The 26,654-nt window shown below is 36.8% G+C and carries 19 protein-coding genes; 5 read left to right on the forward strand and 14 right to left on the reverse strand.

Annotated elements, in window-relative coordinates; translation table 11 throughout:
* Positions 1-193: 193 nt before the first annotated feature.
* Genes H9L01_RS01120 through H9L01_RS01130 form a run of 3 tightly spaced genes read left to right on the forward strand, consistent with a single transcriptional unit; the run spans position 194 to position 3,047 of the window.
* Positions 194-1,426, forward strand: a complete 1,233-nt coding sequence (locus tag H9L01_RS01120; RefSeq protein ID WP_187534121.1) for a hypothetical protein — start codon at positions 194-196, stop codon at positions 1,424-1,426.
* Positions 1,427-1,441: 15 nt separating this feature from the next.
* On the forward strand, positions 1,442-2,485 hold the full coding sequence (locus H9L01_RS01125; RefSeq protein WP_187534122.1) for an SPFH domain-containing protein: 1,044 nt from the start codon (positions 1,442-1,444) through the stop codon (positions 2,483-2,485).
* Positions 2,478-3,047, forward strand: a complete 570-nt coding sequence (locus H9L01_RS01130; protein ID WP_187534123.1) for a hypothetical protein — start codon at positions 2,478-2,480, stop codon at positions 3,045-3,047. Before H9L01_RS01125 ends, H9L01_RS01130 begins: the two co-directional genes overlap by 8 nt.
* Positions 3,048-3,086: 39 nt before the next feature.
* On the opposite strand, the gene H9L01_RS01135 is transcribed toward H9L01_RS01130, so the two are convergent.
* From H9L01_RS01135 to H9L01_RS01160, 6 genes are read right to left on the reverse strand one after another with little or no spacing between them, the layout of a single operon-like run.
* The gene (locus H9L01_RS01135) at positions 3,087-4,040 is read right to left on the reverse strand and encodes a type I phosphomannose isomerase catalytic subunit (RefSeq protein ID WP_187534124.1); all 954 of its coding nucleotides are present in this window, start codon (positions 4,038-4,040) and stop codon (positions 3,087-3,089) included.
* A complete protein-coding gene (locus H9L01_RS01140; RefSeq protein ID WP_187534125.1) occupies positions 4,027-4,941 on the reverse strand; it encodes an ROK family protein in 915 nt (304 codons plus the stop codon). The genes H9L01_RS01135 and H9L01_RS01140 overlap by 14 nt, the downstream gene beginning before the upstream one ends.
* Entirely contained in the window at positions 4,938-5,825 is an 888-nt protein-coding gene (locus H9L01_RS01145) for an ROK family protein (RefSeq protein ID WP_187534126.1), read from the reverse strand. Before H9L01_RS01145 ends, H9L01_RS01140 begins: the two co-directional genes overlap by 4 nt.
* Position 5,826: 1 nt before the next feature.
* Positions 5,827-7,218, reverse strand: coding sequence for a glycoside hydrolase family 1 protein (locus H9L01_RS01150; RefSeq protein WP_187534127.1), 1,392 nt, complete (start codon positions 7,216-7,218; stop codon positions 5,827-5,829).
* A complete protein-coding gene (locus tag H9L01_RS01155) occupies positions 7,208-9,871 on the reverse strand; it encodes an alpha-mannosidase (RefSeq protein ID WP_187534128.1) in 2,664 nt (887 codons plus the stop codon). The genes H9L01_RS01150 and H9L01_RS01155 overlap by 11 nt, the downstream gene beginning before the upstream one ends.
* Before the next feature lies 1 nt (position 9,872).
* On the reverse strand, positions 9,873-11,162 hold the full coding sequence (locus tag H9L01_RS01160) for a glycoside hydrolase family 125 protein (RefSeq protein ID WP_187534129.1): 1,290 nt from the start codon (positions 11,160-11,162) through the stop codon (positions 9,873-9,875).
* Positions 11,163-11,332: 170 nt separating this feature from the next.
* Between H9L01_RS01160 and H9L01_RS01165 the strand changes: the two genes are divergently transcribed.
* The gene (locus tag H9L01_RS01165; protein ID WP_187534130.1) at positions 11,333-12,388 is read left to right on the forward strand and encodes a GntR family transcriptional regulator; all 1,056 of its coding nucleotides are present in this window, start codon (positions 11,333-11,335) and stop codon (positions 12,386-12,388) included.
* An 8-nt stretch (positions 12,389-12,396) separates the two neighbouring features.
* Positions 12,397-14,532, forward strand: coding sequence for a GH92 family glycosyl hydrolase (locus H9L01_RS01170; RefSeq protein WP_187534131.1), 2,136 nt, complete (start codon positions 12,397-12,399; stop codon positions 14,530-14,532).
* Between the two features lie 40 nt (positions 14,533-14,572).
* Here H9L01_RS01170 and H9L01_RS01175 read toward each other — a convergent pair whose 3' ends face one another.
* The 8 genes from H9L01_RS01175 to H9L01_RS01210 all read right to left on the reverse strand — a co-directional run bounded on the left by H9L01_RS01175 (position 14,573) and on the right by H9L01_RS01210 (position 26,564).
* A complete protein-coding gene (locus H9L01_RS01175; RefSeq protein ID WP_187534132.1) occupies positions 14,573-16,054 on the reverse strand; it encodes a response regulator transcription factor in 1,482 nt (493 codons plus the stop codon).
* A complete protein-coding gene (locus H9L01_RS01180; protein ID WP_187534133.1) occupies positions 16,047-17,729 on the reverse strand; it encodes a sensor histidine kinase in 1,683 nt (560 codons plus the stop codon). The genes H9L01_RS01175 and H9L01_RS01180 overlap by 8 nt, the downstream gene beginning before the upstream one ends.
* 21 nt (positions 17,730-17,750) lie before the next feature.
* The gene (locus H9L01_RS01185; protein WP_187534134.1) at positions 17,751-18,353 is read right to left on the reverse strand and encodes a YesL family protein; all 603 of its coding nucleotides are present in this window, start codon (positions 18,351-18,353) and stop codon (positions 17,751-17,753) included.
* A 107-nt stretch (positions 18,354-18,460) separates the two neighbouring features.
* On the reverse strand, positions 18,461-19,918 hold the full coding sequence (locus tag H9L01_RS01190) for an ABC transporter substrate-binding protein (RefSeq protein WP_187534135.1): 1,458 nt from the start codon (positions 19,916-19,918) through the stop codon (positions 18,461-18,463).
* Between the two features lie 55 nt (positions 19,919-19,973).
* Entirely contained in the window at positions 19,974-20,894 is a 921-nt protein-coding gene (locus H9L01_RS01195) for a carbohydrate ABC transporter permease (protein WP_187534136.1), read from the reverse strand.
* Between the two features lie 9 nt (positions 20,895-20,903).
* Positions 20,904-21,836 (reverse strand): ABC transporter permease, encoded by a 933-nt coding sequence (locus H9L01_RS01200; protein WP_187534137.1) that lies wholly within the window; start codon positions 21,834-21,836, stop codon positions 20,904-20,906.
* A gap of 201 nt (positions 21,837-22,037) precedes the next feature.
* Entirely contained in the window at positions 22,038-23,156 is a 1,119-nt protein-coding gene (locus H9L01_RS01205; RefSeq protein WP_187534138.1) for a family 20 glycosylhydrolase, read from the reverse strand.
* 138 nt (positions 23,157-23,294) lie between these two features.
* Complete coding sequence (locus H9L01_RS01210) at positions 23,295-26,564, reverse strand: endo-beta-N-acetylglucosaminidase (RefSeq protein ID WP_187534139.1); 3,270 nt, start codon at positions 26,562-26,564, stop codon at positions 23,295-23,297.
* Between the last annotated feature and the right edge of the window lie 90 nt (positions 26,565-26,654).

Genomic DNA, 26,654 nt, shown 5'->3' on the forward strand with positions numbered 1-26,654 from the left:
AAAGATGATATACGTATATTTTCAGTGAAAAATCTCCCAGTGCATCCTAATAATCTTGCATGGGGTGATTTTATTTTCCCATCACCGAATATATTAATTTGATCCATACTTCGATCCATTGTAAGTCATCAACAAATAATAAATGTTTTTAACATTTATTCATCGAGGGGTAGAAATTGAAAGGTCTATTAATATGAAGAAATTATTTAATAAACTTCGTCAATTCATCAAACAGTACCCTCTTTTGTTGACGCTTATTTTAGCAGGTGTTGTTTATGTAGGATTGACGTGGTGGATATACCGTCCTAATACATATCGGACACCTTTTTATACGAATTCAAAGGATTACACCGAAGTTAGTGGTGCCTATGATTTCAGAGATAGTTATGATTATCTTACGGCTCATACGGATTCAAAAGTAGTGAAGAAAAACTTTGTACTTGAAGAACCTTATGAGATTACTAATTATCCCGTTACAATTCAGGTGGATGGTTACGAGCTTGTGGAATTTGGAAATGAAATTTCCGTCTCACGCGATAGTTATTCCGGAAAAGGACGACACGTCTTGATGGCTCATGTTACTGTCAAAAACGATGGAGACATCGCTTACTTCCTCAGGGATTTTGCTTCTGCTGTTGACGAAAATTATTCTTCAACCAAAGCGATAAACACCGATGAAACATTTAAAGATTATAACTGGAAAGAGTCAATTTCGTCTTCAGGAATCGTTACATTAGAGCCACATGACTCCCATTCTGGAACGATGATTTATATTCTCGACGACCATCGCTATCGCAATCTTTTCTTTGAAGGCAGCTTCAAAGTAATGCCGCCTGAGATGACACACGATAGTGGACGTGCTCGAGGAAACTTTACTTCTCGATACTCATACATTGAGCTTCCAATTGTTGAAGAATTCCATTCACTTTATATGGAAACCTTAAAAGCAATACCAACTTCATCGATAAAACGTTCGAATTCAACCGCTGTAGTTGATAAGGAATTTATCGTTGACCAAGAGTTTGATCTCAACGATGGAAGGCTGAAAGGAAAAGTTAACCGTGTTCAATTCATTCACGAAAAATATAGACCGTTGTATGTTCAAGAACATCCAAATTATCCTGATCCAAATGAATTTTCATTAGCATTTGATATTACTTATACAAATATTTCTGGTTCACCACTTTCTATCGATTCATTCCAAGCTAATCTTGCGAGAGTTTCATCTGATGTACGCGTAAGTACTTCAAGCAATGATGTTAGTTCTGTCGTCATCGCACCCGGTGAAACATTCACAGTGAGTTATGACAATAACTATTTACCACGAGATTTTAATAAGCTTAGAGCTGGCGAAGAAGTGATAATTTCGATACAAGATGGTAGCCGTAATATTCTTGGCACCACAACATTTACATTAAAAGACTAAAAGGAGACTTATATTATGGCATTAATTGATGTAGTAAAATACAATGGATCACAAGATGTATTCGCTTGGAAATTTCCTAACGAAGAACTTAGTACACAGACACAACTTATTGTTAATGATTCTCAAAGCGCAGTTATCTTTAAAGACGGACGTGCATGTGATGTTTTCGGATCAGGTCGTTATACACTCACAACCAATAATATCCCTCTACTAAACGCACTCGTCAAACTTCCATTTGGAAACGAATCACCATTCAAAGCTGAAGTATGGTTTGTTAATCAAGCTCATACATTAGACATTAAGTGGGGAACAGCATCACCCGTACAAATTCAAGATCCAAAATATGGAATTATGGTTCCTGTTAGCTCATACGGTCAATTTGGTATTACCGTTAACGACCCAAAACAATTTCTGATAAAACTTGTTGGGACGCTTCCTTCATTCGGAAGAACTGATGTGAATAACTATTTCCGCGGTGTTTATACAACGCATGTAAAGGATGAAATTTCTAAGTATTTATTCAACAACAAACTTTCTGTTCTTGAATTAGGAGCTTCATTATCAGAGTTATCCGATTTCATGAAAGAAAGAATGTATGAAACATTTAATGGATACGGACTAGAACTCCTCAACTTCTATGTTGAAGATATTAGTCTACCCAAAGATGATGAAAGTGTTATTCGACTTAAAGATGCGCTTTCTAGAAAAGCAGAAATGGATATTGTCGGTTACGACTATGACAAAGAACGTAGTTATGATGCTCTTGTGGGTCTTTCACAAAATGAAGGTTCTGCAGGCGCTATGGTTGGTACCGGTGTTGGTTTAGGAGTTGGTGCAACCATTGGGCAAAAATTTGGCGAAGCAATTGAAACAAACACAGGCTTCACGGATAGTACAAAAACAAAGACTTGTCCATCATGTAGCGCGACCGTTAAAGAAGGACAAAAATTCTGTCATGAATGTGGTTCTTCATTAAAAGTAACGTGTAAGCAATGTAATACCGAATTAAGTTCTAGTGATCAATTTTGTCCAGAGTGTGGTACAAAAGTAAATGGCTAATCGTAACAAAAAAGCAGAAACATCACTTAATCAAAGTGAAGTAATAGATTATAAACGCCATTATCCACTGCTTGCTGCAGGTTCATTAATATATGCATTTGGATTATTCCTTTGGGGACAAACAAAGAAACCTTATGCCTATCCAGAATGGCCAGACTATCTCATGATAACTTTTGCAGTCATCTTGGGTCTGGGTATCGTATATTCAATCTCTAAACGAAATATTATGATTAAGAAGTATAAAAACTATCATCATATTATTTACCAAGAAGAGATTTATGATTTAACTGGTATTGCAGATTATACTGACCAATCCGAAGATGCTGTCTTTAACGATATTCAAGAACTCATCAAGAAGGGTTACTTCAATTTCATTCGAATTAATCCACTAACAAATACTCTTGATGGCGCTTATATCAAAGCACAAAAGAAAAAAATCAAACATGGTGTCATTCGTTGTATGGGATGTGGCGCTAACAATGAAGTTACTGAAAACAAGATTACAGAATGCGAATATTGCGGACGTAAATTAACGCTCAGCGAATTCAAACCTGAAGAATAAAATAAAGTGTTGGTATGTAAAGTTACCAACACTTTTAATTTATACTCTAATAGATAAGTAACGTCCTTTTCCAGATACAGTGATATCTTGAGTAGCTGCATCAATGAAAGCTGACTCTCCTTTTTTTAATTTAATGTCGATATCATCAGTCATTAATTCAAGAGTTCCCTCTACCACCACAATTCCTTCAAATGATTTTCCATCAAGAGAATATTGTTTTTGCGAGTCTAGTTCTACCTCATCGGTTGTGAAGTATGGACATGTCACAAGCGTTCTTTGACGGTACCCATGTGAGTCACGCCATTCACCCTGAGCCTTAAAATCTGTATCTTGTTTTCCAAGATTGGAAACTTCAATTGCTTGATCAATATGCAATTTGCGAAGGTTCCCATCTTTATCTTTACGATTAAAGTCATAAACACGATACGTTGTATTTGAGTTCTGTTGTATTTCGCACACTACAATTCCTGCACCAATTGCATGAATTGTTCCTGCTTCCACAAAGATTACATCTCCTTGTTTCACGGAAACTTTATTTAAAACGTCTAAGATTGTATTATTTTCAATGGCTTCTCTGTAAGCTTGGCGACTCATATCTTCTTTTACACCGAAATATACACTCGCTTCTGGTGTTGCTTCCAGAACATACCACATCTCCGTCTTACCGTATTCATTTTCATGGATTAGTGCATAGTCATCTTTAGGATGGACTTGAATTGATAAGTCGCGATTTGCATCAATAAACTTAACTAAGATAGGAAAGTGACTGAAGTTTTGACCACGACTTCCCAATACTTCACGTCCTTTTACTTCTATGTATTCAGCAAGCGTTTCGTTAGTGTCATTAATGTAACTCGGACCATCGGGATGTGTTGAAATTTCCCAACTTTCAGCTAGAGGATTCATTTCCGTTTGTTTATCATAATTTGTTTTCAGTTTGGTTCCACCCCAAAGATAATCTTTATATGAGGGGGATAATTTAACAATGCTCATTATTTAGACCTCCAAATTGATTAAAAGCATACAAAGCACCACCAATAAGTCCATTATCATCACCAAGATTTGATTCAACAATATTGAGATTAGATTGTTGAATTGCATATACTTTATTAAGTACCCGACTTTCAATTTCAGGTATGAAATTTGGTGTTTTGTTGGCAACACCACCACCCAAAACGATGACATGTGGATCGAGAATACCAATAATAATTCCAATCATATTCGATAAGTATTCATACATATCATCAATGATCTGCGCAGCAATTTGATTTCCCTTGTAAGCCAGATCAAACACATCACCTGCATGAGTGACAATCAAACCTTCTCTTATGGCACGTGTCGTAAGTGCTGTTCCACTACAAATAGATTCCAGAGAACCGGATTTAAGTGTTCCCATTTGAGGACCATTTTTCCAAAGAATACCATTTGCGATTTCTTCAGCAAATCCGTTTGCACCACGGTAAATATCACCATTAATAACGAGGCCACCACCTACACCAGTACTAATGGTCAGATACTGCACACTCTTAAATTCTTTCCCTGCTCCTACAACACTTTCTGCATAACAAGCAAGATTCGCGTCATTTTCTACAACAACAGGTAACTTTAGTATTTTTTCTGCTTCTTCTTTCAACTTGAAATGATGCCACCCTTCAAGATTTGGTGGTGTTAGCACAATACCATGATTCAAATCTAGTGGACCTGGACACGAAATACCAACCCCGACAAGCTCTTGATCAAAAGTTTCAGCAAAAGCATGTATCTTCGCAAGTGTGAGTTGAGGATGTTTTACATCAGTCGCGAAACTTTGTTTTGTGATTATGGTTCCCGCCTCGGTAACAATTGCGAGACGCGTCGAAGTTCCTCCAATATCAACACTCAAAGCATGTCTCATATTTGAACATCTCCTTGTTGTGATTGGAATGCTGCTATAGCTCCAACTAAGTTGGCATCATTAAGATAATGGCATGCTTTAATTTCCATAGCTACCGAATCTAAACCAGCATTTTTCAACATGTTATTGACACGAATGTTGAGCTCCTCAATGAGTGTTTCATTTTGCGAAACTCCGCCACCAATAATGATCAAACTTGGATCTGTGACAAATTGTAAGTTATAAAGTCCCAGCGACAGATACCCGTAGAACTTTTCAACTTCTTCCATCGCATCTTTATCACCCTGTTTTGCGAGTTCAAAAACATCATGTCCAGTAACTGATTGTGGGTCAATTTGTTTTGTTTTTGCGTATCGCTCAGCCATATGAACTGCTGTTCCTAACATACTAAATGTTTCAACACCATCTAAAATCATACAGCCAAACTCCCCACCAAATAGATTATGACCCTGTTGAATCTCACCATCGATGACCACCGCACCGCCAATACCAGTACCCACTACAACAAACAGAACATTCTGTTCATCCTTCGCAACACCTTGCCATATCTCCGCAAGCGCAGCACAGTTCGCATCGTTTTCAATACTAATCGGTAGATTAAATAAAGTTTCCATTTCTTTCACAATTTCAAAATTATGAATGTATTCAATCGCTGATATCCCACCCACAATTCCTGTTTCCGAATTCACACTTCCTGGAGAAGAGATTGCAACTCCCTTCAATTCATGAGTTTCCTTAAATTGATTTACAATTTTTGTCATTTCAGATTTCATATTATTCCACGATTTTGGAGTTGGAAATGCATCTTGCGATGTCAAACTTTTGTTTTCCCAAATACCATATTTTACAGAACTTCCACCCCAGTCGAACGCTAAAACCGTCATTTTACTTTTCCCCCTTTTGCTGTGCTTGAATTAATGAACGCATCCAATAGCTACTTGCTTTAGGTGTTCTTTCTTGAGTTTTAAGATCCACACTAATAAAACCGTAGCGATTGCGATATCCATTAAGCCATGACCAACAGTCTACAAAAGTCCACATATGATAACCAAAGCAGTTTGCACCTTCTTCAATTGCTTTTGATAAATATTCAAGATGCTCTTCGACAAACTCAATTCGGTAATCATCTTCGATCATGCCTTCATTGTTTTTAAACCTTGCTTCATCAGCAACTCCCATGCCATTTTCTGAAACGTACCATGGAATATTGTGATACTGACTTTGAATCATTCTTGCGATATCTAAAATCGCTTCCGGATATATTTCCCATCCTCGATACGGATTCATTCGTCGTTCTTCCCAAACATAAGGAATGTATAAATCTTCGGGCACGACGGCTGGATATTTCACATCCGTTCCCGGTGCTTGAACGCGCTTAGGCTGGTAATAATTCACACCAAGAAAATCTGCAGTATGACATTTGATTGTTTCTAAATCTTCTGATTTTGTTTCAGGTAAAAGCTTATGATGCTCCAAGGTTTCAATAAGGAAGTCATCAAACGAACCGAGAACCATCGCATCTAGGAAACTTGTGATGTTGAGAGCATTCGCAATTTTAGTAGCTTCTAAATCCTCCGATGATTGTGAGCGAGAATAGACGGGTGTCAGATTAAGAATGATTCCAACTCTGATATCATTTCTAACTTTTTTCATAGCTTGAATTGCTTTCGCATGTGCAAGTATCGTGTGGTACCCCGCAAGAATCGCAAGCTTAAAATCAACAATAGCTGGGTAATGAAATTCATAGATATAGCTACACTCAACATGAACGATGGGTTCATTAAATGTCGTCCAATCATGAATTAAATCACCAAATTGTTCGACACATGTTTTGGCATAGTATGCAAAATAGTCTGCAATTTCTGGGCTAGTCCATCCACCTTTTTCCATCATCCACCAAGGCATGTCAAAGTGAAAGAGATTGATGATTGGATGAATACCTTGTTTAAGCATAGTTTCAAAATAGTTTCGATAATAAGCAACAGCTGTTTCATTAAGTGTTTTTCCATCAGGTAAGAGTCGCGCCCACGAGATTGATGTGCGATATGAATTAAGGTTCATATCATTCATGAGTTGGATATCTTGTGCATAACGATGATATACATCTGAGGTGAGTGACGGTCCCACTTCTCGATCAAATTTATCCGGCTCAATTTCAAACCAGTGATCCCACGTTGTTTTTGATTTCCCGTCGCCTTCGAACGTCCCTTCTGTTTGAGGAGCTGAAGCGGCAGCCCCCCAGAGAAAGTCAGATGGAAATTTGAGTTTATTTTTCATCAGGAATCCTAACCGTACGAATCTCTCCCGCTTTAAGTTTTGATTCGTATTGATGGTCTCTAACTGATTCTAGAAGATCAGAATCATAGATTGGTTTATTATCAAATTCTAGTTTGATGCCTGATGCTGCTTCGTTGTCTAGATTAAACATTCTAACCATTATATCTTTTTGGTATTCTTTTCGTTTCATCGATGTAATGTATGCATTAGGTGCGTCAACAAATAAAAATTGATAATTAGCAGGTAGCTTACCACTTTTCACAGAGGTTTGAGTGGTAATGAACGGAACTTGCATTGCCTTCATATTACGGTAGTGTTCGTATTTATCATTTTCTCCATGAAAACTTAAGGCATAATTGACCGAAATCATTCCAAGACACTGAGCTTCAGGTGTAGGGAAATAGCCCCAGTCACCCATTTCCCCAACACCACGATGAATTGTTAAAGCGATAGCTGAGCCATTGATAACTTCGTATTCATTTAATCCTATGTTTCCAACAACCATTCCTTGATTATCATTGGTAATCGCTGTGAAAGCTTGTTGGTGTTGTGGATTACTTGGATTTTCCCACGATTTCGATACACTATTAGGACGTGTTACAACTTCAAAGATACTCTCCGATTCGTGTGTCTCAGTTTTCATACCACTGTTGAAAATAGCACGAACACGATGATCTTTAGCTTGATTATTAAACTGTGTTTCAAACTTAATAATGCTGCTTTCATGTTCAAGAGTAAGTGTGGTTTCAATCTTCATATCCACCATTTCTTTGCTTCGGCGTGATTTTCGTTCGCGCATTTCTGTCACAGATTTCTGTTCCAATTGCAAGGTTTCTTCTGCAGACTTAGGAATACTCATAATTTGTGTTATTCTTACCTTTTTAACAAGGTCACTCATTTCTAAATATTCAATTTCAGCAGGAATGCCTTTAGAGGTGATCAGCTCATGATCGTCAGTTTGTTTGAATATATATTCATTACCCATGTCACCAGCATCATCAAAGTACAGGACATCTCCATATGTTTTGTTGTGTACTTTGTCATGAATGTTAATGCTTCCCATATCCGTAATTTCAATATGTAGTGCACTGTTTTCTATTGCCGATGTTTTCTCTTGAGACGGCATTGAAACGCCTTCAAGAAGTGCAAATGTTTGCCAAGAAAATGCATCCATTTCAACACTTAATCTGACAGTTACTGTACGAATAAAGTATGGCTTCCTAAATGCATCCTTAGGGAGATCGTATCCAAATTTCACATCGGTAGATACTATTTCAAAAGCAATCGTGTTTCCATTGACATCACGAATTTCTAATTCTGGATATTCTTTCGCTGCAAGGATGTCATAATTTTCATTTGGCTTACGGTGATTAAAGGGTATGCGTTCCCATTCAATTTCTGTCTCAACGATACCTTTTTTCTTAAGTCCTTCTGTGTTAAATACCACGAAAGGTTTAGCACCATCAGGAAATTGTTTGGTATCAATGTTACTTTGTAAGTGACGCAATGCTTCATCACGAACAAATTCCCCCACTTGTTTTGCATCTTCAAAACGAGTCATCATGCCGCGATGAACACTATCAACACTACATCCACAGATAGAATCATGAGGATGATTTTGCATTAATTTTTTCCACGCATATCGTAATTTGTCGTGAGGATAATCATTCGTAACAGTCGTAGCCATCGTTGCAAGAGGTTCCGTAACACGTTCAAGCAAGTTTTGAACATTCGTATTCTCTTGTTTTAAATAAATTCGTGAGGAAGAAGTATTCGCAAGTGTGTACCAACCATCTGTTTCTTGACTTGTTAATTCTCCCTTAACACTACCGATATCTTCTGGAAGTGTTTCTTGGACTGCTTTAATATAGTCTGGAAAGTTACTATGAATAAAAGTATATTCTGGATACATTTCATTGGCGAGTGCAATTGCTTGTGCAACATCTTTTTGAATCGGTTGATGATCAACACCATTCATCATTAAAAGATGTGGTGTGGATGCATAACGTTCAACATCCGCAAGTTTTTGATCCCAGAATATTTTTGCTGCTTCGGGTTCTACAGGAATTTCATTTCCGTTACTATACCAGTTAGCAAAAAGAATACTTAAAATTTCTGTTCCGTCTGCACCCTCCCAATTAATTTCTGAATATTTTGAAGCATAATCTTCATCGACAACGACATTATTAAATCCCGTTGTTTTAACACCACGACCGAATGCTACTGCATCCAATCCACCTTGTTTCATCATTTGCGGTGCCTGACCCATATTTCCAAATGTATCCGGGAAATATCCCAGTTTCACAGGTTCGCCCCAGCGTTTGCTTTCATCAATTCCAACAAGCATATTTCGAGCATTCGCTTCCGCACTGATGAGGAAATCATCTTGCAGAATGTAGAAAGGTCCAATGAAAAGTTTCTTTTCTTCAACTAAACGTTTTACTTTATCTTTATTTTCAGGACAGACTTCTAAGTAATCATCAATTGAGATTGTTTGTCCATCAAGATGGTAGGACTTAAATCCAGGATCGTTCTCAAATACATCAAAGAGATCTTCAAACAAATCAACCAAGCGCATATGGTGTTGTTCGTACGCCATGTACCATTCTCGATCCCAATGACTATGAGATATTATATGTACTGTTTTTTTCATATTATCGTTTCACCTTTATTTCGAAGTAATCCATAACTAATTCACAGAACATCATGTTGGCCCACGAAAACCACTCTCTTGTATAATTATTTGGATTTGAGACATCAAAGCTTTCATGCATCATCTTGGTACCTCCATCTGTTTTGACTAGGGTATCAAGAATCTTAGCTTTTTCTTGTTTATTAGATGTAGTGAGACCTTCTATAGCGAGTGCTATTGGCCAAATGTACCCAACAGGAGTATGAGAACTTCCACATCCTTGTGCAAATTCACCAGCATAGTAATAGTCATTTTCTTCGCTAAGTATATGTTTTCGAGTATTTAAATATAGAGGATCATCCATCTCACAAAATCCTAAGTAAGGAGCCGACAATAAACTTGGAACATTAGGGTCATCAATCAACAATGCATTTCCTAATCCATCGACTTCATAGGCATAGATTTCTTTTCCCAGATGTTCAACCACTGCATGTTCTTGGATTCCTTCTGCAATTGATTTTTTTAGGTTATAAGCCTGGGTCGCAAGTACCTCATCTTTATTGATAGAAGTAAAAACAGTTTCAACGTATCCCAAGACAACTACAGCAAACATATTTGAAGGAACAAGATAGTGATAGATACACGCATCATCACTGGGTCTAAATCCAGACCATGTCATTTTAGTGAATGCAACCTCCGAACCCCGTCCCGCATTTCCTAATGTATCTTCGAGTCGATCCGTATCTCTCATAAATGTGTATGGTGATGTTTCATGATGTTGTTCCACGAGCCACAGATCCATGATTGTTTGAGCTACCGCTTTGTAACGATCATCAAAGATTGTTGCATCTTGAGTATGTTGATAATAAAGATACGAAAGTTGTAAAGGATAGCATAGTGAGTCAATTTCATATTTACGTTCCCAAATGAGAGGCGTCATTTCAGTATGGTCTGTTTGATGTCCTGCCCCATTTGCTGTTTCATTAAATGCATTCGCGTAAGGATCATGTAAAATCATGTCAAACTGACGCGAAATAACACCACGAATCATGTTTTTGATTTCGGCATCCTTTTCAGCTAGTGGTAGATAAGGTCTTACTTGTGCTGTGGAATCTCGCAACCACATTGCAGGAATATCTCCTGTTAGAACGTATGTATCATCTTCAGAGATTCTTTTGATTGTAGTTAGAAGTGTATTTGAGTATACGTTCTCAAATACTTCTGCCCACCCAGGATGGTACTCTCCACAGAGTTGAGATATTTCATTGATTAAGTTTGTGACACTTTTTGGAATTTCATGATATGTTGACATATTTCCTCCTTTGTTGATATACCAAGTATCGTTACCAGTTACACCACCATTTTATGCTTTAATAATTATCTTTTTAATGTACAAACTATAGGTGTTTCGGTACGAATCATGGGGTTGATTTCTAACTTTCATTCATTTAAAATGAAGTTGATATACCAAGAGGTGTCACAATGACAAAACCGTTATATAAAGTTATTAAAGACCAGATTAAAAATGATATTTACCACGGCAAGTATCAATCTCATGACCAGTTACCCAGTGAGAATGATCTTGCGCAAACATACAATGTAAGTCGTATTACATCCAAACGCGTTCTTAATGATCTCGAGCAAGAAGGCTTGATTTATCGTCAACGAGGTATCGGCAGTTTTGTAAGTCCCATAAAAAAAGAGGCACCTGCGCGCAATCCGTTTGATATTCTTTTTATCATGCCATTCCCAGACACATTCAGTTTTGGAAATTACACTCAAGGCATGTTGGAAGCACTCCTTGATACTCCGTATCGACTTCAAGTTCAACAAAACAGTAAAATCAGTCCAGAAGAATTGGAACGCATCGCTCAAAATTATGCTGGTGTTATTTTCTATCCCTTCAATAATACTGATATTTTAGAGTATGCTTATCCTCTTTATCTTTTAAATGTTCCAACTGTTATTCTTGATAAAGAAGTTTCAGGAGTTCCTCTCTCCTCAGTAAGTTCAAACAACTTCCAAGGAGGCTATCTTGCTACACAACACCTTCTTGATCAAAGTCTTGATTCTATCGCATTTGTCACCACAACACGAGTCGAGGATGTTTCCTCAGTTCGTGAGCGATATTTTGGTTATCTCAAAGCATTAAGCGATAATAATATTAAGTTTAATGCAAAACCAATCTACTGTGACTTACTAGAGGATGAAAAATCTTTGAACAATTTTATTCAAACTCTAATACAACAAGAGGTTAAAGGTATTGTTTGCGAAAATGATATCTTAGCCATTTCGATCATGAATGGATTAATTAAAAAAGGGTACTCGATTCCGGAAGATTTAAAAATTGTCGGCTTTGACAACACTCAAGCTTCACAATTCGTAAATCCACCAATGACGACCATTGAACAAAATTTCAAACAAATCGGTAACAAATCGATGCGTCATCTATTAGAACTGATTGAGAAGCCTGACACTCTTGCCTCACGACTTATCATTGATGTTTCACTTATTATTCGCGAATCAACGCACAATTAGGAGAAACTATGAAACACATAGAAATTGATACACGAGTTGGTACACATAACTATTCCAACTTTTCAAATGGTAATACATTACCGCTTACGGGTTCCCCTTTCGCTATGAACTACTTTGCCGTCCAAAATGGTGAAGGTTCATGGTGGTTTGACCCTTTAAAACCAATGATTTCAGGATTTCGATGCACGCATCAACCAAGCCCTTGGATGGGTGATTTCAGTCATTTTTTAATAACGCCATTCACTGGAAATCCTCTCATCCGCAGTCTCTTTCATTTACAGAGTAGTTATCGTACCCATGAGGCTATTTTTAGACCTGATTTTCTTCAAGTTGAGAGCTTACGTTACAATATAAGATCCGAGTTAACAGCTTCAACATATGGCATGAAATTACGAACTACAAGTTCTGATCAAAACTGTATTAAATATGTGCTTTCTGCCCATTCTGGCATTCAAAACATTTCTCAAGACAGCAATTCAATTACTTTCGATATTAAGAACTATTCCGGTTGTGAAGACAAAGATTTCACCATGCATGTCATTCTGACAGCTGATACACCTCTCAAACTGATTGCATCAAAATTTGAAGACGGAAGTGACATAGCGATCATCGAAACAGAAGTTACTGTCGCCACCCTTTCATTAGCAACATCGTTTATCAGTTCAACTCAGGCTGCATTAAATTTATCGCGTGAACCCGAAACCTTTATATCCCTACATCAACAAGTTGCGGCAGCATGGAATGAAAAACTTGATAAAATAGTGGTTACACACAAAGATACGGAAGCTGAAAAAATGTTTTACGCTGCTTTCTATCGTTGTTTCTTATTTCCACAAACATTTTACGAATTGGATGAATCCATGAATCCAATTCATTACAATACTATTTCCAAACAGGTAATGCCGGGTGTTCTATTTACAAACAATGGTTTTTGGGACACCTATAAAACATTATTCCCATTATTTTCATTAATAGAACCCGACTTCTATGAAGTACTCCTCAGAGGATTCCTCAATAGCTATAACGAATCTGGTTACTTACCAAAATGGTTGTCTCCAGATGAGAGAGGGTTAATGCCAGGTACTCTGATTGATGCGGTTATTAGTGATGCTTTGACCAAAGGGATTGCTCAAGACATGATTCACGAGTTCTATGATGCCATGGTGAAATCCGCAACTGTTGAATCCACTAATCCACAATATGGTAGACGTGCTGTCAACGATTATTGGAAATACGGTTATGTGCCAAGCCACTATGGTGAAAGTGTCAATCAATCTCTAGATAACAGTTACAGTGATTTCTGCATCGCTCAAGTTGCGAAACTCCTCAACAAAAATGACGATTATGAAAAATTCATGACCAGTTCACGCAATTACGCAAAACTATTTGATTTTGAATCTGGTTTAATGCGAGCAAAAGATACTGATGGTAAATTTGCTGTTCCCTTTATCGATACCACATGGGGGCACGCTTATACTGAAGGATCTTCCTGGCAAAATTCCTGGGCAGTCTACCACGATTTTAAAGGACTCATGAATTTATATTCAAACCAAGATGATTTCATTCAGTTAATTACCCGCCTCGTAAATCAAAAACCAATTTTCTCCGTCGGAAGTTATGGTTTCGAAATTCATGAAATGAGCGAGGTTGCCGCTATTGATTTTGGTCAAATGGCAATTTCGAATCAACCAAGTTTTCATATTCCTTTTCTCTTTACATACGCAGGACATCCAGAATCAACTCAAGTTTTAATTAGAAGTTTAATGAGAGAGACTTTCAAACCGACGTTTGATGGCTATCCAGGAGATGAAGATAACGGAAGCATGTCTGCATGGTATGTCTTCAACAGTCTTGGATTCTATCCTGTTTGCCCCGGTACGCAGGAGTATGTCATGGGAATTCCGTATTTCGACTCAGTTGTAATAAACCTCCCCCATAATAAAACAATAAAAATTACTACCGAGAATAATACACCTCATCATAACTTTATTAATGATGTTAAAGTTAACGGTTCTTCCTACACACGTCTCTACTTCAAACACGAGGAATTAGTTCAGGGAGCTAACATTAAGTTTGAGTTAGGTATTGTACCGCATTTCAAATCTTACACAGACGAACAGTTACCTTATTCAAGTACAAAATAACAAAAAAGAAACGAACACCGTAACAGTGTTCGTTTTCTAATTATGCTTCTGAATTATGAGATCTCTCGCGATACTCTCGAGGTGAAATACCACACTCTTTCTTAAAATTCTTATAAAAATAACCAGAGCTTGTATATCCTACTAATTCCGCAATTTCATTGACATTATGATTCGATTGGACGAGGAGATTTTGAGCTTTTTTCACTCTAAACTGATTTAAATACTGTGAGAAACTGAGGCCTGTTTCTTTTTTAAATATTTGTCCAAGGTACATAGCATTTAAATGAAGTGATTCGGCTATTACACCTATGGTAAGATCATCGGTATAATTTTGATGAATCATTTGGAGAGCTTTTTGAACATTGACATTATATTGTTTCACATCCGTTTGCTCTTGATTAATCATCACGGAATTCTTCAAGACTTCTCTAACATCAAACATTGATTTCGCATGATGAAGACGTTTCAAATTATCATAATAATGTTTGGATGCAATCCGATTGTAGTGACGATAGATATCTGAAAATATTACAAACGACATGTAACGGACATATTCTGGTTCCGGATTGTTTCGAATAACCTGTTCCAACAAGTCTTCAACATGAGCAAAGATTCCTTTATCATCTCCCAATGATAAGGCTTGATGGAACGTTTCAAACGATATATTTGGACTCATTTCTGCATTGAGACGATCTTTTATGCTAATATCGCGACCATAAGAGTCATCATTATAAAACTGCATTATTTCCAATAATGAACTCGCATGATCATAACTACGGTGAACTTGATCAAACTTTACATACAACTCGCCAATAGCCATTCTTTCTTTATCCTTAAGAGAAAGTAATACAATCCCTTTTCGGATCATATCAAAGCGTTGCGTGTTACCGGCAACAATGATATATAAAATATCATTGTCATAGATATGATATGAAACATTCATCCGATCAAGAAACTCCGACCAGATACTCTTTCTTTTCTCTTCGATACCTGATATGGCCAAAACTGTATAGAGCTCATTAAGTTCAAGTCGGTATCCCAATTGTTTCAAAATTCGTCTTAAATCAACCGGATTAATGTCGTCGTTGAGCCAACGAAGAAGGGTATTATGATATAAAATTTCATCCCCTTGTTCATGGTATTCCTCTTCATCAAGTTTCGTTACAATTTTTTGAATCGAACCATTCAATTCCACTTTATCGATAGGCTTTAATATAAAATTTTCGGCACCCAAGCGAATCCCTTCTTTGACATATTCAAACTCTTGATATCCCGAAAGGATAATAAAGTTAAAGTTAATATCTTCTTCTTGAGCTTGTGAAACAAATTCAATACCCGTCATGACAGGCATACTCACATCAGTAATCACAATATCAACAGGGTTTTCTCGAACAAATTCCAATGCATCAATACCATCACTAAAACTTCCTACCAACTCAATACCTAATGCTTCCCATTGAATCAATTTTTCCAATCCGGCTAAAATCATATATTCATCGTCAACTAAAATTACTTTATACATCTGAATCCTCCTCAATAAAGCTTATAAGTACTGCAAATCCTCCATTTTCGCTGCGACCAACCTCAAATCGATAATCTTGATCTTTAAAGAATACTTTGAGCCGTTCATGAACATTCACCAGCCCTACTGACTTATCATTTTCCAGATCAAACTCCGACTCCTCAAGTCTTAATTGAATTGCTTTTAGTGTGTCATCATCAACACCTTTACCATTATCAGATACTCGAATATGTATTCGTTTATTTTCTTTATAAACATTGACCTTTATTGCATTATCAACACGGCGATAATTTACACCATGAACGAAATAATTTTCAATGAGCGGCTGTAAAGTAAACTTTGGAATGCTAATCATTTCAAAGTTTTCTGCGACATCAAACTTATAGGCAATTTTATTTGGATAACGCATTTGATGCAGGTAAACATATTTTTCTACAAACTCCAGCTCCTTAGCAAGCGTTGTGGTTTTTTCCAAGGAAATATTATTACGTAATAATGTAGAAAATGTAAAGACAATGTCCGCCAATTCATCAACACCCTCAGCGACTGCATACATGCGTATAAATTCCAGTGTGTTGTATAAGAAATGGGCATTGATTTGTGATTGAAGCGCACGCATATTAATATCTTGTTGGCGTATTTCCATTTGATATATTTGCTTAATATAGCGATTCATACTATCTAGAGTTTCATTGATTGCAGAAGATATTGTGAAGAGCTCCCCTTCTTTATTATCGACCGCAATACGATCATCAATGCTTCCCGTTCGTACGGATTCCATAGTCCCTAAAATGTCTCTAACTTGATCATCATAGCGACCGAAAGTTTTAAACAATACAAATAGAAGCACGCCAACCAAGAATAATCCACCCATGATTGTGAACGCATAAGTATTAAACGACTTCATGAATATATCATAGTTTCTTGCCGCAACAATCAGCGTCGTTCCGTCACTTAATTTGATTTGCTGGTAAGAATATCTATCAAACATTTCTGAATCTAAGGGTTCCCGTGTCTTGTAGCGTTCTAGTATTTCTTCTCTCAGTTCAATCCCATTCCCAGTGTTGTACTCATACTGTATATTCCCAGTGGGAGAAAGAAGAAAGACAATTGGTTCAACCATAAAGCGTTCTTGATAAACCAAATCATCCAAGACTTCATAGTCCATTAAGACATAGAGATTCCCTACCGCTTTGTATGACTCAAAATTCATAATCGGTCTTGTAAAGATCATATACTTCGAAATATCAGGTAACTTTTGTGGTTTATATCCCATTTTATTATCGGAACTGGAATAGAATATATCACCCGTTGCGTCCAATGTAACTACAAAGCCACGAATACCATCATAGCGATCGTATAACTTTTCTACATCTCGGGGAAAAAGTTGAAACTGCGGGAGTTCCAACTGTTGTGTATAGTATTTACTAAAATCCATATAGAAGTAATCAAGCATACTATCAATCTTGACTTGGTCAGGAAACAGTTCGAGAACCATTCTTCGCAAATCTGTTTGATAGCCACCCATAGCTGTTGTTACATTCCGTGTTATTTGATTCAATTGATTGTTGACATCACTGCGATCTGATTGCGTTGTTGCATAACTTACCAAGAAGGTAAAGAGCATGATAACTGCAATTAAGACCATCGCATACGTATGAATCAATTGTTTCATTAAACTTCTTTTACGCATCAATTAACCCAAATGCTCATCAAGTGCTGCAATTAATGGTTTTCCTACCCACGAAAGAGCAACCACTAACATACCCCATGTTAGAAAAGGTAGAAGCCCCATATATCGAGATGTAATAAAGCCGATAAAGATTAACATAACCATTAACTTTATTAAGGTGAAGAAGTTTCCCATCACCGAAATAACACTTAGTTTTAAAAGATTAATCAATTCTATGTCAAAGTTATTATCAATAAGTACGGCATAGAAGTAGGATCCAATTGTGAACACAATCACAGTTGCAATTAAAAATTGTAGAAATAAAATCGCAATTCCTTGTATCTGTGTAGACAAGTATAAATTATAGAGAAGGACACAGACGATAGTTGCAAAGATAAACAATAATGCATTCCCTCGCTTGAACTTACTTACGAATAGGTTCCCAATTTCTCTCCAATTCATATCACGATGTGACCAACCATACTCTTGATACAGTTGCGCGATTCCTAAAAATGCTGGACCTATCCCAAGTACAACGCCTCCCATTAAAGTCATCACCCAAAACATCAAGGATAACTTAATCATTACATAAACCCGATCAAAAAAATCACTTACATATGTTCCCATCGAATACCCCTTTACGCCTTCATTATAACTGATAACAACAAACTTCTACGACAACTCTTTGTCTTATATAAGGAAAACAGAGGGACAGCGTCCCCCTATTTTAATATTTAAGCTTTCGCTGCTAAGAATGCATCGTATTGTTTTTGCATTTCTGTTTGAATTTTTTCATATCCTGCAGCTTTTAGTTTTTCAATAAATTGAGGTACTACATCATCAGGATTTACGGTACCTGTATGAAGTACTGCATAGTACTCATCAACAACGTTTTTAACATTACTGATTTCTGTTTTCACATCATCTGTAACAAAGTTAAATCCAACGATTGGTGAAACAACTGCATTTTTAGTATCTACTTCTCGTTTTGCAATCATTTCTGAAGTAATACTTTCTGGTTGTAATAGAATTGCAGAGTTACCTGTATTCCATGCTGCCATGTGGTATCCTTCTTTATATCCATCTAAGAATTTGAGATGACCTTCATCGATTTTTTCCCATGATGTACCTTCAAGACCGTACACCAATGTATTCATCATTTCTGCATTTGTGTTAAGTAAGTTTAACCATTTTACAGATTCTTCTTTATGTTTTGAGTTTTGAGCAACAATGAAGTTAGCCATTTGTGCTTGTGCTGTAGATTTCAATGCATTATTTAATGGACGTGACACAATTGTTTTTCCAGCTACTTGTGTTAACAAGTTATCGCCAAAGTCAGCAGGCCCTTGTGTTTCTTGACGCATAAACCATGTATTGTTGTTTAAGTCATAAGATGTATCATTTGTAGCCGCATCTGTTGGAACTAAACCTTTATTGTATAAGCTGTGCATTTCACGAAGACGTGTCATACCTTGTTCTGTTTCAAATGGGTTAATGATTTTCTTGTGATCCCCATCAAGGTTTACAGCAAATGGAAGTGCATCACCCAATACATAGTCAAAGTTTCCTAAGTTAGCTTTGAATGTTTTACCAATTGCAAATGGCACTGTTTCTGGTTCGTTATCCTTGATAACTTGTAATACTGCTTCTGCATCTGCATATGTATTAATCTTAGAAATATCCAAGTTATGTTTTTCAATAAATTCGCCATTGAATGATAACATTTGTTGAGCAAATGTATTTCCGTTAACTGGGAAACCATAAAGTTTTCCATTAACAACGTTACCGTCATAGTAGATTGGATCTACTGAATCAAAGAATTCTTTAGCATGTGTTTTCGCTAAATCTGTAAGATCAGCATAAGCCCCTTTTTGAGCATTAACAGTATAGTTATTAGCAAATGCGACATCAAATTCGTCACCTGCAGTAACCATTACTGACATTTTTTGTTCGTAATCTCCCCAACCAATATAGTTAAAGTTTACTTTAACGCCAATTTCTTTTTCAGAAATACTGTTGATTTTGTCAGTTAACTCCTGAACATTCTTTGGAGCATCACCAATTTGGTAAACTTGCAATGTCACAACATCGCCACCTTTGGATCCGCCTCCGTCTTTCTTATTTCCACAACCTGTTAGCACCAGTAGAAATGCTAATGCTAAAACTGTAAATTTATATACGCCCTTTTTCATGATAGTCCTCCTCTTCCTCATAACTTCATAAACAGGCAAGTTTTTTTATACCCTCTTATTCCTTAACCCCACCAATAGTAAGTCCTGTCACAAAATACTTTTGGAAAAATGGATATGTTAATGCAATTGGCAATGTGGATATGACGACCATCGCCATCCGTGTTGCTTCACGTGGAATTGACATTCCAGCATTAACTCCCGATAATCCAACATTTTGTGCGATGTAATCCAAGTTTGATTGAATTTTCATCAATAAATATTGTAATGGGAATAAGTTATCAGATGTGATATACAATAGTGCATTGAACCAGTCATTCCAAAATCCGAGAGCTGCGAACAAACTTATTGTTGCGATTCCTGGAACTGCCAACGGTATGACAATTTGGATGAAGATGCGGATTTCACTCGCACCATCAATTCGAGCTGATTCGATGATGGCATCTGGAACTGTCTTTTTAAAGAAAGTTCTCATAACCATAATGTTAAATGGGCTAAGTGCCATCGGTAAGATGAGCGCCCAGATTGAATTACGAAGTCCCAGCATTTTAGTAACAACCAAATAGTTTGGAATCATACCTGCCGAGAATAACATCGTAAGTAATGCGAATTTCGTAAAAAACTGACGATATTTAAAATTTTGTCTTGATATTGCATACGCGTAGGTGGATGTAAATGTTGTATTAATTAAAGTACCAACGATAGTAATAAATACAGTAACACCGAGCGATGAAATTAATTGATCTTTAAATTCGTAAAGATACTTATATCCGTCCCAACTAAATTCTGCTGGAATCATTCGATAACCATGAATCGCTAATGCTGATTCACTGGTGAACGAAACACCGATAACAAAGAAGAACGGAAATAAACACGAGAGTGCAAGAAGTCCAATAAATATTGAGAAGAAGAAATCTGTTTTTTCTCCAAAACTGCGAACTTCAACACTGGCAATTCTTTTCTTATTCTTTTTCTTCATTGTATCCTCCTAGAATAAACTTGATTCAGGATCAAGCTTTCTTACAACCGTATTGGCGAGCATCAGAATTATAAATCCAACAACGGATTGATATAATCCCGCCGCCGATGACATTCCTAAATCACCAGAAGCTGCAAGACCTTTGTATACGAATGTATCTATAACCTGAGTTACTGCGGTGAGTGAACCCGAGTTTCGAGGAACGTTGTAGAATAATCCAAAATCCGCTCTCATGATATTACCCACAGCAAGTATGGTCATAATACTAATGAGTGGAATAATTTGTGGAATGGTAACATGGCGAATTTGTTGCCAGCGGTTAGCACCATCAATTTTTGCCGCTTCATAATATGTGGGATCAATACCCATAATAGAAGCAAAATATATAACTGATTGATAACCGAGATTCTTCCAAATACCAATCAATATAATGATAAACGGCCAATATGTTGGGTCGGTGTACCAGTTAACTGGACTTTTGCCCATATTTACCATCAAGCGGTTCACAACACCTTTATCAGGACTCAGGAAGGAATATACAAAGAATGAGATAATGATCCAAGATAAGAAATATGGAAACATCATGGCCGTTTGATATGTCTTCACACGACGTTTATTACGAAGCATACTCATAATAACCGCCAACGCCACTGCACACGCCGTTCCTATAAATATAAATCCTAAATTATAGAGTACGGTGTTTCTTGTAATAATCCAAGCATTTTCAGAACTAAACAAGAACTCAAAGTTTTTTAAACCTACCCAGTCACTTTCGATCACGCTTCGGATAAATCCACCTTGACTCGAGAATCTAAAATCCTTGAATGCTACTACGTTACCAAACACAGGAATGTAGAAGAAGAAAATCATCCAAAGCGCACCTGGTAAAGCCATTAACAAGAAGATTCCATTCTTGCGCATTGTTTTAATAAATTGTTTCATCATCGTTCACCCCAGTTGTACAGTTTGTCTTGTGACACATCAATTGTAACGCTTACATTCTTTAGATTACAGGTACAAAATATAGTTAAAAATACACAAACTATAGATTTTACCCATAATAAATCAATATATTTCACTCCCATAACTTTCCTCCAAATATTTTCAACAAAGGTTCAATTGCCTCATTTACTTCCAATTCACTCATTGCTTCGGGTCATCACACCATATTGAGAAATACGAACCCAGATACTGTTTGTGATTAATTTCAATCCATTGCTCCCGACTCGAATCTGTATTTTTATGCCTATTTGGGAATCGATAGGGATTAAAATTATTTTGCATTTTATCAACGTTGGGATATGAATATCCTGCACACTCTCCTAATACAAAATAGAGATTTTCATCCATAAAATTAAGAACATCATGATTATGAGTTATAAACGAATGAAGTGGTGCCATCCCTTCATGCCAACTAGTCCAATATGTAATCTGAATGTCTGCATTCAAAGAAACATGCGATTTTTGATCCAATCGATACATACCATCGTTCCAAATTCTAGGTATTTTATTGTACTGCATGACAAACTTTCCAATATCATTTATATAATCAATATATACATCAGAGCCAGTTGCATCTTTATCGATTTCCGACTTAGCATATGTTTCTAAATCCGGGTAGAATTCATATTGATCAAAAGGTATGAATTCATCACCACCAATATGAACGACCTTCGAATCCTTAAAACAATCCATAACACTGCTTAATAACCCTTTGATAAACAACCTTGCTTTCGGATTTGTAATATCCAGCGCGGATTCTGAATTCTTTAATCGATACTGAGGATACGACTTAAGGATATGTTTTAAATGTCCCGGAGTATCAAACGATGGAATTACTTCAATATAATATTTTGATGCATATTGAATGATATCTTGCATATCTTGATAACTCAGTGCTTGATTCGAACAAAGCGATTCATATCCAGGTAATTTAAGACGAAACCCCTCATTTTCAGAAATATGAATTTGCAATCGATTCAGTTTTTTTCGCGCCATCATTTCTATGAGTTTGTAAAACCATTTCTTTGAGAAATATTTTCGGCCCATATCAACATGAACACCCCGTTCAGTTAATATCTCTTTTTGTTCGACTTCCTTAACACCTTGTGCAGCATCGATAAGAGCATAGAATGCAAGTCGTTCTGAATGTGCTTCGATTCGCGATTCAAAGATTTTGTACCCTTCTATTTCTTTACGAATGATAAGTTCATGTTCTTTATCAAACGTCGGAAAGAGATTCTTAATTTTTTCTTCTAACATGTCCTTACTCCTTTGTATCAAGTTTAACGATAATCACACTTAAAAATAATGAATAAATTATAGGAAAATCGGTACATATTAGATTCACCACAAAGAAAAAGCACCTTTAGATCTCTCTAAAAGTGCTAGAAGTTCATATTATTGTTTGATATTTCTTCTTTCAGAAACGATGATAAGTGTTCCTAAAACAACCAATGCCCCAGAAACTGCATAAATTCCTAATCGTGAAGACACGCCAGTTTCTGGAAGTTTTGTTTCTTCCTTCTCAGAACTTGTTTCCTCAGGTTGTACGGGTGTTACAGGTTCGACAGGTTCAGTCGGGTTTATTGGTTCGACCGGATCGATTGGATCGATTGGGTCGACTGGATCTACTGGATCGACTGGGTCTACTGGATCTACCGGGTCTACCGGGTCTACTGGATCTACCGGGTCTACTGGGTCTACTGGGTCTACTGGGTCTACGATGACAATTTTTTCTAGATTATCATATGCATCCTGTAGTTTGTTTAATAATGTTTTTAAGGAGTCGAGGTCCGCACCAGAGCCATTTGCGTCGAGCAGTTCTCTTACTTGGGTACGAAGAGATTCTAATAGTTTATACGATGTTTCAGTATAAAGTGTTCGATCTACATCCGTTCCATACCATAAAGAACGTAAAGCACTTATTTCATATTGATTGGGTAATGTTTCTACATCTGTTTCATCGATACCATTAATAATGAATTCATAGATTCGAGCAACATTTCCGGTACTCTCTGCTTTATGAAGTATTAATTTTAGATAATTTGCTTCAGTGGTAGGAATGGCATCATAAGTCACTGCATCTGTATTCCAAGTACGCATAACAATGCTTTCCCAATTTTCTCCATCCATACTTGTGAGAATTTCGTAATCACGGGTATTCCATTCTTTATTCTCTCCACCTGCTTGTGCATGATGAAGTTCAAAACTTGTCAGTGTCACTGTTTTATCAAATGTTAATTCCATCCACGGTTTATCAGTTTTATTATCACACCATTTGGTATTCATTTTTCCATCAAATGCTTGAGCTGCGCCTTCATTTGCAGCACATGCGTTTGATACTTTGTAATCTTTTGTCAAAGCTCCTAAGTTATGAGGAACTTTCTCGTAATTCTCATCGTAAACATAGATATAGTTATCTTTACGAACATTTACTTTTCCAGCTTCATTTTCAAGTGACATCGTAACACTATAAACACCTGGTTTATCAAAACGGGTCTTTACTTCTGTTCCAGTAAGTCGGTCTTCATCAGCACCTTCAACAAGCCATGATACCGATTCTGTTGATTGTGATGCAAGAGAGTTTAGAGTTACTTCATCACCCACTTTGATGAAACTTGAACTAGTTCTAAAGTCACCACTTGGTAATTCAATTGCATCAAACTTAAAGCTGAATTTTGCTGCTTTATCAAAATGTGGTTGGTACATATTATCAACAGGAACAATCTCATAATTTAAGATACCTTCCGCATTACGACGTTGATTTTCAATGTAGTATGCTGTATTGGAAGTACTTCCTTCATAGTGTTTTTCATCGCCTTCAATACGGTAAATATCGTAGTGGCGAATGTTTTTATGATCGTGTTTCCATTTTAATCTTAGATTTGCACTGACATTATCTGTGACTTTTTTCCCAACAATTTCGCTTTCTAAGATACTTGAAACTGTTTGAGTTTCTTTATTATCGAGTCCTAAATAACCAATATTTAGTTGACCATTATCAGCACTTTCTTTCGCTGTAAGGGAGACACCTATTTTCTTGACAGACTTACCAGAATAAGCTGACAGATCAAAGTGATGATTGGTCCATGTTTCTTCTGTTACTTTATCTGCATCTACCAAGACAACTTGGTCATCAGCGAATGTTAATTTGAGTTTAACGTCTGCTATCCCTTGAACCTTTAAGTTTGCTTGCGTTTGGGATTGGATTGAAACATCGCTAGCAAATAAATCCATTAGTGTAGTTGAACCTGCCACAAGTTTACCGTTGAGCCCGATTGATGATCCCCCATTGTATACGTTTTTGTAGTCAACAAAAGCTTTTAATTCATTATCAGTTTGGTCAATAATCCAACGGTATGTTGGCATTATATCTTGAACAGAACGGTTATTGAAGGTCCCTTCCTTCACAACCTTACCATTCATTGAATAATTATCACCATTTCCAACATTAAAGGAAGTATGGAATGGTAGTGATGTGACAGGTGTCTTCTCAACAAAGTATCGAGAAAGACCTTGCCATGTGTTTCTTCCCTGACTGACATCTCTTGGATCTGCCTGCTTATTAATCCAGAAATCACTTTCATTCTTCCAATAAGCATCGACATTATATTGTCCGCCATCACGTAAAGTCCAATCGGGCGCATACAGTCCAACTGACGTTAAAGCTTTACCATCATTTCCGACAGCATTTGAAAGTTTATCTGAGCTATTAATACCTCTTGCTTGAACATCGAATCCTGCAAGAACATCATAAGGACTGCGACCTAGTTCGATTGCTTTACTACGTGATCTTTCAGTCATAGCTTGGTTAAACCAGAAATTTAAGAACATATAGTCCGAGGTTCTTTGAGAACCATTTTGGAAGAACTTTTCATTATTTGAGTTTAATTGATTTTGCCATGATACCGAACCATTTTCTAGCATTGAATCATACCATACCAATTCTAAATCATCAGATTTATGATTGTTGTAGTAAGCAAGAAACTCTAAAAATAATGATCCATGTTTTGCATTTCCTGTACTTGTTTCTTGATTGATAAACCAACCATCAAATCCATACTGTTGTGCCATTTCGATTAATTTATCAGCCATTGGAAAATTCCCTTGCTCATCCTTAACTAAAAACTCATCAATCCATTTGGCTTGCCCGCCATAAGCGGTTGGTGGAAAGAACACAGTTCCCATAACTGGAACACCATTACGGTGCCCAACATCAACGAGATCACCACTCGGTGGAACAATAATTCCTTCACCTGCTGATCCTGCCCACCCAACAAGTACATCAACATACTGCCAATTTGTAAAGTTATAAACAGCTTTTTCTGTTGATCCTTGAGAGGGTGTGCCGCTGGTGTTTTTGTTTGCAATAGGAAGCGACACTACTTTGGCTTCCTTACTTTGATTTTCATTAACAGGGTCTCCTTGAACACGTTTCGCTAAAGGCACCTTAGATACATTATGTATTGCATCAGCATCTTCACTAAATTCCCATGCTAAAAAATCCTTAGGAAAGAAATGTGATGAATACGGACGTTCCTCAATGTCAGGAATGTCATCGTTTTTCTCCACTGTAATACGCTCCCCATGCGTATCTGCAGCAACCGGTAATACTAAACTTGTAATCAAAAGTCCCATTGTCATGAGACATTGTAACAATCGTTTCATATGTTACCTCCTCAACGAGAATATTGTACCGAATGACAAAGCGCTTACATAATGTACAAATTATAGTTTAATCGTTAAGAATTATAGTTC

Origin of the sequence: Erysipelothrix inopinata (genome assembly GCF_014396165.1) — a bacterium.
Lineage (GTDB): Bacteria > Bacillota_I > Bacilli_A > Erysipelotrichales > Erysipelotrichaceae > Erysipelothrix > Erysipelothrix inopinata.